Origin of the sequence: Flavobacterium supellecticarium (genome assembly GCF_004801375.1) — a bacterium.
GTDB lineage: Bacteria > Bacteroidota > Bacteroidia > Flavobacteriales > Flavobacteriaceae > Flavobacterium > Flavobacterium supellecticarium.
In genome coordinates, this window is sequence record NZ_SSNZ01000006.1 from 92,327 (window position 1) to 104,738 (window position 12,412).

8 protein-coding genes and 2 tRNA genes are annotated in these 12,412 nt (G+C 40.3%); 5 read left to right on the forward strand and 5 right to left on the reverse strand.

The annotated features are described in order from the left end of the window. Positions 1–2: 2 nt before the first annotated feature. Positions 3–158 carry a hypothetical protein gene (locus tag E6C50_RS17745; protein ID WP_168732818.1) on the reverse strand — a complete coding sequence of 52 codons (156 nt, stop codon included), beginning with the start codon at positions 156–158 and terminating at the stop codon, positions 3–5. Positions 159–160: 2 nt separating this feature from the next. Then, on the reverse strand, positions 161–1,687 hold the full coding sequence (locus tag E6C50_RS13010; RefSeq protein WP_136403665.1) for a GH3 auxin-responsive promoter family protein: 1,527 nt from the start codon (positions 1,685–1,687) through the stop codon (positions 161–163). Between the two features lie 149 nt (positions 1,688–1,836). Between E6C50_RS13010 and E6C50_RS13015 the strand changes: the two genes are divergently transcribed. Next, the gene (locus E6C50_RS13015; RefSeq protein ID WP_136403666.1) at positions 1,837–2,631 is read left to right on the forward strand and encodes a DUF2797 domain-containing protein; all 795 of its coding nucleotides are present in this window, start codon (positions 1,837–1,839) and stop codon (positions 2,629–2,631) included. A gap of 105 nt (positions 2,632–2,736) precedes the next feature. Here the strand turns inward: E6C50_RS13015 and E6C50_RS13020 are convergent, their stop codons facing one another. Then, positions 2,737–5,343, reverse strand: coding sequence for an AsmA-like C-terminal region-containing protein (locus E6C50_RS13020; RefSeq protein ID WP_136403667.1), 2,607 nt, complete (start codon positions 5,341–5,343; stop codon positions 2,737–2,739). A 168-nt stretch (positions 5,344–5,511) separates the two neighbouring features. Beyond that, positions 5,512–7,281, reverse strand: coding sequence for a signal peptide peptidase SppA (sppA, locus tag E6C50_RS13025; RefSeq protein ID WP_136403668.1), 1,770 nt, complete (start codon positions 7,279–7,281; stop codon positions 5,512–5,514). A gap of 115 nt (positions 7,282–7,396) precedes the next feature. Here sppA and folK point away from each other — a divergent pair, with 115 nt between their 5' ends. Further along, positions 7,397–8,533, forward strand: a complete 1,137-nt coding sequence (folK, locus tag E6C50_RS13030; protein WP_136403669.1) for a 2-amino-4-hydroxy-6-hydroxymethyldihydropteridine diphosphokinase — start codon at positions 7,397–7,399, stop codon at positions 8,531–8,533. Here the strand turns inward: folK and E6C50_RS13035 are convergent. Beyond that, positions 8,530–9,066 (reverse strand): RNA methyltransferase, encoded by a 537-nt coding sequence (locus tag E6C50_RS13035; protein ID WP_136403670.1) that lies wholly within the window; start codon positions 9,064–9,066, stop codon positions 8,530–8,532. The two genes, folK and E6C50_RS13035, sit on opposite strands and share 4 nt — an antisense overlap. A gap of 146 nt (positions 9,067–9,212) precedes the next feature. On the opposite strand from E6C50_RS13035, the gene mutS reads away from it, so the two are divergent. The 3 genes from mutS to E6C50_RS13050 all read left to right on the forward strand — a co-directional run bounded on the left by mutS (position 9,213) and on the right by E6C50_RS13050 (position 12,139). Beyond that, positions 9,213–11,819, forward strand: a complete 2,607-nt coding sequence (gene mutS / locus E6C50_RS13040) for a DNA mismatch repair protein MutS (RefSeq protein WP_136403671.1) — start codon at positions 9,213–9,215, stop codon at positions 11,817–11,819. A gap of 145 nt (positions 11,820–11,964) precedes the next feature. Next, positions 11,965–12,037 (forward strand) — tRNA-Gly (locus tag E6C50_RS13045). Positions 12,038–12,053: 16 nt separating this feature from the next. Continuing rightward, positions 12,054–12,139: transfer RNA gene (locus E6C50_RS13050), tRNA-Leu, on the forward strand. Positions 12,140–12,412 lie beyond the last annotated feature (273 nt).

Sequence of the window (12,412 nt, forward strand, 5' to 3'; positions counted from 1 at the left end):
TTTTATGCCGTTTTGGTAGCTTTTTGAATTTGTATATCCGGCTTATATTCTATCTTTTTACTATCGACATCACATCGTCGTGGACCACACCCTAATCGTTTGGGTCCGCAGGAAACCAAAAGGATTCCTGCTACTATAAAAACAATCCGTTTTTTCATAATCAGTCTATTTGAATATATTGTAAAGCCTTAAGTCGGTCCAGATACTCCCGACTATTGGATAGTCGTGGAATTTTGTGTTGCCCGCCCAGTTTATCCTGTTCTTTTAGCCAGTCGTAAAACAGATTGGTTCGCGCAACATTTAACACTAACGGATTCAAAGTCATATTATTATATCGTTTTGCTTCATAATCAGAGTTTACCGATTGCAGCGCTTCGTCCAGTTTTTTACGAAAAAGCTCGATATTCTCCGGCTTTCTACGGAATTCGATCATCCATTCGTGGGCTCCTTTTTCGCGACCTTTCATAAAGATTGGTGCCACGGTATAATCAATTACTTCGGAATTGGTTTCCTGACAGGCTTTAGAAATGGCTTTATCGGTATTTTCAACCATCAACTCTTCACCAAATACATTGATATGGTGTTTTGTTCTTCCCGTCACTTTAATACGATACGGGTTTAATGAGGTAAACCGCACCGTATCTCCTATCAGATAACGCCACAGTCCGGAATTGGTTGTAATCACGACCGCATAGTTTTTATTCAACTCCACTTCCGACAAGCGGATTACTTTCTGTTCCGGCGTGCCAAAAGCATCCATCGGAATAAATTCGTAGAAAATTCCGTAATCCAGCATCAACAACAGATCATTGGAATTATTCAGATCCTGAATCGCAAAAAAACCTTCAGAGGCATTATAAATTTCGTAATAGCGGAAATCCTCTTTTGGCAATAATCGTTTATACTGCTCGCGATACGGTTCAAAACTTACTCCTCCATGGAAATATACCTCAACATTAGGCCATAATTCCACCAGATTGTTTTTTCCGGTTTCTTCCAAAACCCGGTTTAGCAATACCAACATCCAGGAAGGCACTCCGGCAAAACTGGTTACATTTTCCATAACCGTCTCCTGTATGATCGCCTGAATTTTAGATTCCCATTCACTCATTAACGACACCTTATTACTCGGAGTACTACTAAATTCCGCCCAGAAAGGCATATTATCGATCAAAATTGCCGACAAATCGCCAAAAAAGGTATTATTATCTTCATACAATTGCTTACTTCCTCCCAAGCGAAGACTCTTACCTGTAAACAACTGTGAATTTTCATTATTATTCAGATACAAACACAGTAAATCTTTACTGGCTTTATAATGACAATCCTCCAAAGCTTCACTACTCACCGGGATAAACTTACTTTTGGCATTGGTTGTTCCGCTGGATTTTGCAAACCATTTGATTGGTGTATTCCAAAACACATTTTGCTCCCCTTTTCGGGTTCTTTCGATCAATGGTTCGAGTTCTTCATAGGTCGACACCGGAACGCGCTCTGTAAACGTCTTATAACTTCTGATGGACGAAAATTCATATTTCTGACCAATAATAGTAGGTTCTGCCGTACGCAACAAGCTAAACAGCAGTTCTTCCTGTACTTCATTGGGGTATTTCAGAAACAATTCCATTTGATGAATTCGTTTTTTCAGTATCCAGGAAGCAATCGAGTTAATTATTGTCAGGGCCATATTTTAGTATATTCCGGTTAAAAAGATTTGTTTTGGCATTATTCAAACCAAAGTTTGTACTTTTACATCATTACCAAAAATAAGAAAAAAACAGCAGGAAACACTCGGCTTCACTGCAAATCCTAATACTTAAACCTGAAATTTACAAAATGCAATACGACGGCGTACTGACTAAGATGCAAACGGAAATCGGGAATCCGATACAATATTACCTAGTTTTTGAAAACAGCTTTTTGAATGTCAACCAATTACTGAACAAAGAGTTGGAGATTGCTTTTCAGGGCTATCAATGTCTGAACTGCGGCAAGAAAAAAAAGATTTTCAGACAGGGATTTTGTTATGACTGCTTTATGTCGAGCGCTTCGGCCGGTGACTGGATTATGAAACCGGAACTCAGCACGGCACATCTCGACATTGAAGACCGTGATCTGGAATATGAAAAAAGAGTCCAGTTACAGCCCCATATTGTATACCTGGCCTTATCCAGCGAAGTCAAAGTAGGCGTTACCCGTAAAACCCAGGTTCCGACGCGTTGGATTGATCAGGGTGCTATAGAAGCCGTTCCGATCGTAGAAGTTCCGAATCGTTATCTGGCCGGAATCGCCGAGGTCGCACTAAAAGATCATTTTTCAGACAAAACCAACTGGCGAAAAATGTTGCAAAATGAAGTTCCTGCGGTGGATATTGTATCCGAACGTAATAAACTGGAATCGTTATTACCGGACGAAGTAAAACCGTATTTCGCACCAACACCCGAAAAGCTATACCATCTGGACTATCCGGTTCTTCAATACCCGAAGAAAGTCAACAGTCTGAGTCTGGATAAAACACCGGTTTTTAACGGACGACTAACCGGAATTAAAGGACAATACCTGATTTTCGAAGACGGTACCGTTTTTAATATCCGAACCTTCGAAGGCTACGTGGTAAAAATCACGCTGTAAAAACGATTACACACTTTCGTTATAACACCTGACAGGTTTTAAAAACCTGTCAGGTGTAAAATAAAAAGATATAAAAAAGGCTACCCAAATGGATAGCCTTCTCTTTTATTCTTCTTTTTTCTTTTTCCCAAAGAGCCCCTTTATAGCATTAGCAGCTGTATTTTTAATATCGTCTTTCGGTTTGGTTTTGGTCGTATCGGCCGTAGTTCCGGTTCCGGTATTCTTTTTGCCACCACCTAAAAGATTCTCCAATGCTCCGGTTCCCTGATTGATCAGTTTATCTTTTTGTTGTTGAATCAACTGATTCGAGATATTGGTTACCGCCTGATTTAAATCGGTAGAAACCTTAGGATTTTTAAAGCTTCCGGTTAAAACTGCATTGACCGGTATATCCTGTAATTTATTCACATCGGATGGCGACAACTTCGCTAACAACTTATTCACATCCGATCCCAGATATTTCGCCGGCACATCAAACTTCAGATTGTAATTCATCGATTGATCAAACCCGTGTTGCCCACCAACCGTCACTTTGATATCCTGATATTTGATATCAAATGGCTTTACATTTACCTTTCCATTATCGAACGACAAATGTGCTTTCAGATTATTCAGATTTAACTTATCCAAATCGATAAACTTCAGGTTTCCATCCAAAGCATTCAATAAATTCGAATTCTTTGCATTGATTGATGTCGACAATAACTGCCCTAATAAATCTCCGGAAATCGTTTTCAGAACCGGTGTCATTTCTTTGGCATCCAGATTTCCGGACAACTTGATTGTCGAATTTAGTTTTCCGTTAATCACACCAGCAATTGGCGCAATCGATTTCAACATATCCAATTGTGTAAACGATTTGGCAATATCCACCGCATTTAAGCCCAGATTCATATCAAACTTCGGCACCGCTCCTTTGGTCGACACCATACCATCTACCCCAATCTGACCGTCGAACATTGATGTTTTTACATTTTCCAGTTTTACCGCCTCATCTTTAATACTCATTTTACCAGAAACCGCTTTTAACGTCAGATTATCATACACTACCGTATTGGCTTTGGCCGTAATCGTACAATCCAAAAATGCTGGAATTTTAACCGCTTCCTTAGGTGCGGCTGTTTTCGTTTGCGTAGCTTCCGGTGCCGATGGCGTCATAAAATCCGACACCAACAACTGATTCGAACTCATATCGAAATTTCCTTTTAAGACCTGTTTTTTAAAGACAAATCCGTAGAAATTATCCAGCGTTCCGGTTACCTTAATATCCGATTTACCGGTTACCGCATCCAATTGATTCAATCGGATCTGATTTGGATTAAAGGCTACAGTAGCCTGTTTGATCTGGATCGGCTTCGCTAATTCCGGACCAGCATAATTAAACCCGGTCAGGCTGATATTTCCAGAATTTTGTATATTCTGATACTGACTTGTTTCCACCGATTTCATATCAAACTTCGTGACCACATTGGCTTTTAAGATACCCGATAGCGGTTTTTCCAGTTTTACCGGATAGGCTTTGGTCACATTTGCCAGATTGATCACTCCTTTTAATTCAGCAGCAACCAACGCATTTTGTGTAATATTTTTGATATTGGCTTTTGCATTAAACACATCCTGATCAATACGGAACGACAATTTATCCAGATTCACATAGGTATCATTCATCAATCCTGTTTCGTTTACAATATAGGTATCGATCACAATATTCTGCACCGATTTCGGTAGATCCGGATATTGGAACGATGCATTATCGGATGCAATTTCAATTTTAAATTTCGGAATCGTCGTATCCGTAAGCGCACCTTTAACCGTACCATCCACCTTAAAATCACCGGTTGTTTTTACCGTGTTCAAATTTCCGGCATAGGCTTCCGGCACCAATCCCAGGAAGTTTTTAAACGACGACGTTGGCGTTTTAAATTTCAGATCATACTCCTGACCTTTTTCCACCATTTGAATAAAACCGTCAAATTCCAGCGGCAACTGGTTGATCAGTGCTTTATTTTCCTTAAATGTATATTTTTGTTTTTCGAGATCAATTCCTAAAATCGCATCCAGGTTAAGCGATACGTTTTTCATGTACTTCACCTTGTCCATATCCAACGACAATTTAGCCGATGATTTGGTTACCAAATCCAATTTCTGAGCGGCAAAATTCCCCGTTCCTTCGTGATTCAGGCTGTCCACCACCATTTTGATTTTGGACTTCTCGTCGCTATACGTAAAACGCAGGTTTTCGATCTCGTATTTTTTCAGATTCAACGCAAACGGCTTACTGTCGGATGGCTTGTCTTCTTTCTGATCTTTTAACGCAATGTCAAAATTCCCAAGACCGTCTTTATTAAAGATGATATTCACTACACCATCTTTCGAGTAAAAACCGTCGATTTTCATCGCTTCGCCGTCTTTTTTAAACAACTCCTTGATCGACATTTTCAGGTTTACCTCGCCGGAATAGAAAAGTGTATCCCCTTCGAACGGTGCTTTATTGATCACACTGATCTTATCGATCGTAATGTTCGCATTCGGAAAGCTCTTAAATAAACTGAGATCCACATCTTCAAAAGCGACTTTGGCATCTACATTTTCATTAATGGCTTTGGCAACCAATTCCTTTATTTTGTCTTTAAACATAAACGGAACCGCCGCCAACGTGATTATCGATAACAGTAAAAAGATACCGAAACCTTTTAGGATTTTCTTTAACATAACTCGAAATATTTATCTTACGAATTTACCACAAAAATTAAACCAACTTATTTACTGATAACAGAAAATAAGTTGGTTTGTTGTAAAAAGCCTTTAAATGGCTGTATTTATTTTGTGTTCCAGGAACTATTTAACCGGATTTGTAGCATTTCTCTACAATACGGGATCTTATTGAATTACCAATTCGAATGGCATCAAGGCCTGAACACCTCGTTGCTGTTTCGCTCTTCGGATTTGTTCAATTACCTGATAACCTTCTTCTCCGATTTGTTCTTTAATCAAGGCTTCACGGCTTTGGAACATCGACACACCTCCGGTTAAACCGCGAAACATATCCTCAATTGTTTTGTTGTATTCCGGATAATCTTCCGTTTTGTATTCTGTTATCTTAGCCAATGAAGCCGCATGTTTAATAGCCTGATCCAATCCGCCCATTTTATCGACCAATCCGATTTTAACAGCGTCTCTTCCAGCCCAAACACGTCCCTGGGCGATACTATCCACCTGAGCAAATGTCATTTTTCTTCCGGCAGCCACACGACTTACAAAGGTGTTGTAGATATGTTCCACACCTTCCAACACTACATTTTTATAATTTTCATCCAACGGTTCGAAAACACTGTAACCAGATGCATTTTGGTGTGTTTTTACCTGCTCGGCATTGATTCCTATTTTTTTAGCCAATGGACTAAAGTTTGGTAAAGTTCCAAAAACTCCGATGGATCCGGTGATGGTATTCGGTTCGGCAAAAATGGTATTGGCATTACACGCGATATAATAACCACCCGAAGCGGCCAGATTCCCCATAGAAACCACTACCGGTTTTTTCTTTTTCGTCAGTTCGATTTCTCTCCAGATTAACTCCGAAGTCAGCGCGCTACCACCCGGACTGTCGATTCGTAAAACAACCGCTTTTACATTATCGTCGTTACGCGCATCCTCTAACGAACGACGCATAGAACCTTCGCCAATATAGCTTACATCCCCTTCGCCCGAAAGAATCTCACCCTGCGCATAGATAATAGCGATACGATCTTTTGTCTCATAGTCAGCATTTGTATTGGCTACGTTACGGGCATAATCCAGAATATTCACTTTATTATATTCTTCTTCTTTTTCCACTTTTAAAGCGCGACGGATACCATTATGATATTCGTCTTCATAACCGATTTTATCGATTAATTTTTTAGCTTTTGCCAATTCCGGCGTTCTGGCACCCAAATTATCGGCAATCGCATTTAGGCTATCAACCGGAATTTTACGGCTTTTGGAAATATCATCCACAACGGTAGACCAGATCGAATTCAGTAAAACGGTCATCTGTTCCCGATTCGCCGGACTCATTTCGTTTTCTAAAAACGGCTCCACAGCACTTTTATATTTCCCGTGACGGATTACTTCCATTTTCACACCGGTTTTATCCTGGAAATCTTTAAAGAATAAAATTTCTGTAGAAAGTCCTTTAAAGTCCAGTTCTCCTACCGGATTAACATATAAGGTATCGGCAACGGAATCCAGGTAATATTCCCCTTGTGAATAGGCATTCGCGTAGGCTACCACAAACTTTCCTGATTTTTTAAAATCTTCCAGTTTATCACGAACCGCTTTACGCTGTGCAATACCAATCATCGCCGTATTGTTTACGATCGAAATCCCTTTGATTTTATCATCACTCTTAGCCGCCTCAATCGCATTTAACACATCCACAACACCATTGTGTTGGGCTCTAAAATAATTAAATTCGGCAAAATTGAATTTCCCGCCGTAATCCTGTTTTACTTCCGACAAATCGAGTTCGATAACTGAATTGTCTTTTATTTTTACTTTGTTGCCATCGCCTCCAAAAAGTGCTCTGATCAGCGCAATTCCGAAAAACAACACCATAAAAAACACAAATATCCCCACTATAGTGGCCAGTACGTTTCCTATAAATTTCATTTCTTTTTCTTTTTATACAATAAGTAGGTGTTTTTCCATAATTGTTACAAAACAATTTATCAACACTTCCAACAAATATACTTTAATTCTAAAATTCTTTTAGTTATTTTGCCGTATGCGCAGTCAGAATCAAGTAGTAATATCATTAGGAAGCAACCAGGGAAACCGTATTGAAAACATTCAAAACGCCATTAACCTGATTCATAAAAACATAGGCACCGTTATTCGTATATCACGACTTTACGAAACGCCTTCGTGGGGATTTGAAAGCGATGCCTTTTATAACTGCGCACTGGTACTTCACACGCATCGTTCGGTTGAAACCGTATTGGAAAAGATTCTGGCTATCGAAAAAACACTGGGTCGTATCCGCAGCACACAGGACGGCTATCAGGCGCGTACCATTGATCTGGACATCATCAGTTGTGACGAAAGGATCATTGACAGTCCGGATTTACAGGTTCCGCATCCGCAAATGCAACACCGTTTGTTTGTACTACAACCGCTAAACGACCTGCTACTGGACTGGATTCATCCGGTTTTAAAGAAAAGCATTCCCGAACTAATCGCCATTACTTCCGACAACAGTACGTGTACCGTAGTGGGCAACCTTGCTTCGCCTATTGAAAAATTCGAACTGCAACATTTTAACTATATCGCGATAGAAGGCAACATTGGCGCCGGAAAAACAACCCTTGCCACCAAGATTTCGGAGGATTTTAATGCCAAATTAATTTTGGAAGGTTTTGCCGACAATCCGTTTCTTCCTAAATTTTATAAAGATCAGGCGCGCTATGCATTTCCATTGGAAATGTCGTTTTTGGCCGATCGTTATTTACAATTGTCCGATGACCTGGCGCAATTCGACTTATTTAAAGACTTTATTGTCGCCGACTACCATATTTTTAAATCGTTGATTTTTGCCAAAGTAACCTTAGGCGAAGATGAATTCCGGTTGTACAAAACGATGTTTGACATCATTTATAAAGAAATGCCCAAACCCGGATTATATGTGTACCTGTATCAGAACACCCCGCGCCTGTTGGAAAACATCCGCAAAAGAGGTCGTTCGTACGAACAGGAAATCCCGGCCGAATATCTGGACAAAATAAACAGAGGTTACCTGGATTATATCAAATCGCAAAGTAACCTCAACGTATTAATTATCGATGTGTCCGATTATGACTTTGTGGAAAATCAGGAAGACTACCTTCAGATTCTGGACCTAATTTCCGCGAAAATAAAAGTCTAACCTTCGAACTGCATTTTTCGGAACAGATCCCAAACCACAATTCCGGCGCTAACCGAAATATTCAATGAATGTTTGGTTCCCAATTGCGGAATTTCGATTGTTCCATCGGCAGCATCGATCGCCTGTTGCGCGACACCTTTTACTTCATTTCCAAAAACCAGGGCATATTTGGTATCTGCTTCCGGAATAAAATCCTGTAAGAATACCGAATGCTCCACCTGTTCGATTGCAAAAACCGACACCTTTTCCTTTTTCAGATTTTCGATCACTTCCACTACATCTTTTGCATATTCCCAGGCTACCGTATCGGTTGCACCTAGAGCCGTCTTATGAATTTCCTTATTCGGAGGCGTCGCCGTAATCCCGCACAGATAAATCTTTTCAATCAGGAAGGCATCCGCCGTTCTAAAAACCGATCCGATATTGTGTAAACTCCGGATATCATCCAATACAATAATAATCGGTGTTTTTTCGGCTTCCTTGAATTCGGATATATTTTTTCGTTCTAATTCGCTATTCGCTAGTTTTCTCATCTTTTTTCCAATACTAAACGGCAAAATTAATGATAAAATCCGATAGTAAACCGGCTTTATGACAAACATTAAGTTCCGATTGTCCCCTTTACTTTTTCTAAAAAATCCTTACTTTCGCTTTTTACAAAACATAAAATCGAAACGCCTTGTCAACAAAAGAAAAAACACCGAAGGAAACCCCTTTAATGAAGCAATACAATGAGATCAAGCGAAAATATCCCGATGCCTGTTTGTTGTTCCGCGTGGGCGATTTTTACGAAACTTTTGGTGATGATGCCGTTCGTGCCTCTCAAATTTTAGGTATTACCTTAACCAAACGCGGCGCCGGATCGGATTCGGAAACCGCCTTGGCCGGATTCCCGCATCACTCGTTAAACACCTATCTACCGAAACTGGTAAAAGCCGGACTACGCGTAGCCATTTGCGACCAGCTGGAAGATCCAAAAATGACGAAAACGATCGTAAAACGCGGTGTTACCGAACTGGTTACACCCGGAGTTGCTTTAAACGATGAAGTACTGCATTCCAAATCGAACAACTTTTTGGCTTCGGTTCACTTTGGCAAAAAAACATTAGGTATTTCCTTTCTGGATGTATCGACCGGGGAATTTCTGACCTCGCAGGGAAATGCCGAGTATATTGACAAGTTGCTTCAAAATTTTAGTCCGAGTGAAATTCTGGCACCCAAAAATCATAAAAATCAGTTTAAAGAAACTTTTGGCGAGCATTTTCATGCTTTCTTTCTGGAAGACTGGATTTACAAGGAAGATTATGCCTTTGAAACGCTAACCAATCATTTTCAGTCCAACTCCCTGAAAGGATTTGGCGTAGACGAACTTCCCGAAGGTTTGATTGCCTCGGGTGCGATTTTATATTACCTGTCCGAAACACAACATAACAAAATACAACATATTACTTCCATTCATCGTATAGCCGAAGACGCCTATGTTTGGATGGACCGTTTTACGATTCGCAATCTGGAATTGTACCATAGTACGAATCCAAATGCCGTGACCTTATTAGACGTCATCGACCGAACGCTATCGCCTATGGGAAGTCGTTTGCTAAAACGCTGGCTGGCACTTCCGTTAAAGGATGCCGATCGGGTAAAAGAACGGCATAATGTAGTAGCCTATTTTAAAGAAAATCAGGAGGAATTACAAAAAGTACAATACCAGATCAAACAAATCTCCGATCTGGAACGTCTGATTTCAAAAGTCGCCACCGGAAAAGTAAGTCCGCGTGAGTTGATTTACCTGTGTAATTCTCTGGATGCGATTATTCCGATTAAGACCATCGCCCAGGAAAGCAGCAACCCATCGGTCAAAAACATTGGCGAAAAACTACATTCCTGTGATGTATTACGCGAGAAAATCAAAGCCAACCTAAATCCCGATGCTCCGGTAGCGATCAACAAAGGCAACGCTATTGCAACCGGAATCCACGACGAACTGGACGAACTGCGTCGTATTGCTTTTTCCGGAAAAGAATATCTGGAAGCTTTGGAAACCCGCGAAAGCGAAAAAACCGGTATTCCGTCGTTAAAAGTATCCTTTAACAATGTATTCGGGTATTACATTGAAGTCCGAAACACCCATAAAGACAAAGTTCCGACCGAATGGATCCGTAAGCAAACCCTGGTCAATGCCGAGCGTTATATCACCGAAGAGCTAAAAGAATACGAAAGTAAGATTTTGGGCGCCGAGGAAAAGATTTACAAACTGGAACTGGAATTGTTCGAGCAACTGGTATTATGGGTATCGACCTATATCAAAGCGGTACAGGTAAACGCCAATCTGGTCGCACAACTGGACTGTTTGACTTCTTTTTCGCAATTGGCGATCGAGAATCATTATATTCAACCGACAATTGACGAAAGTTTTGAGTTGGAAATTACAAACGGTCGTCACCCGGTTATTGAAAAGCAACTTCCGATTGGTGTTCCGTATATTGCCAACGATGTTTTTCTGGACAACAAAGCCCAACAGATTATTATGATCACCGGTCCGAATATGTCCGGTAAGTCGGCTATTTTACGTCAGACAGCCTTGATTGTATTGTTAGCACAAATGGGAAGTTTTGTTCCGGCCGAAAGTGTCCGAATGGGAATTGTTGATAAGATCTTTACCCGTGTTGGCGCGTCGGATAACATTTCGATGGGCGAATCGACTTTTATGGTCGAAATGAACGAAACGGCCTCCATTCTGAACAATATTTCCGATCGAAGTCTGGTATTACTGGACGAAATTGGCCGTGGAACGAGTACGTACGACGGTATTTCGATTGCGTGGGCAATTGCGGAGTATCTTCACGAACATCCGGCAAAGCCAAAAACGCTGTTTGCCACCCATTACCACGAGTTAAACGAAATGGAAGTGATCTTTGACGGTATTCAGAATTTCAACGTTTCGGTAAAGGAATTAAAAGACAATGTCCTTTTTATTCGTAAGCTTGTAAAAGGCGGCAGTGCGCACAGTTTTGGTATCCATGTGGCCAAGATGGCCGGAATGCCACAAACGGTGATCCAGAAGGCTCAGAAATTGCTTAAAAAGCTAGAGAAGGATCATTCGAGCGAAGCCTTAGCCGGTGTGAAGTCGGATAAAGACGAAATGCAGTTGAGTATTTTTAGTCTGGACGATCCGTTATTGGAAGAAATCAAGGACGAAATTCTCAATACGGATATCAACACCTTAACCCCGGTGGAAGCGTTGATGAAGCTTAATGAGATCAAACGTATGCTGACCAAAAAATAATTCCATAATTAACCTAAAGGTTATCAATACATTAAAAAAAGATTTTATTTTTTTTCAGGAAAAGACTTGTATAATTAGATTTATGTACTAAATTTGCATCCGCAATACAGAACAAGTATAGCGACGTTCTAAGAAAAAATAAAATGCGAAAATAGCTCAGTTGGTAGAGCGCAACCTTGCCAAGGTTGAGGTCGCGGGTTCGAACCCCGTTTTTCGCTCAACTACCTTATTAATGCTCGAGTGGTGGAATTGGTAGACACGCTGGACTTAAAATCCAGTGAACAGTAATGTTCGTGCGGGTTCAAGTCCCGCCTTGAGTACGAAATGAAAATGCTTCACAAAAAAGCATTGAACGGAATGTTCAAACCCGCCCAAAAGGCGGGTTTTTTATTTGACAATCAACCAGTTACAGAGTTCAAAAATTAAAGAACTAAAAAACACTCCAAAAATCATCATTTTTATTCGAAAAACATAAATCATTGATTTACTGCATTTTACAGTGTTCAAAACTCATTCAGGTATCAAAAACACAAAATACTGAATATCAAATAGTTAATAATATTCAGCTTTCTATTTCTGTATTCGAATATTTC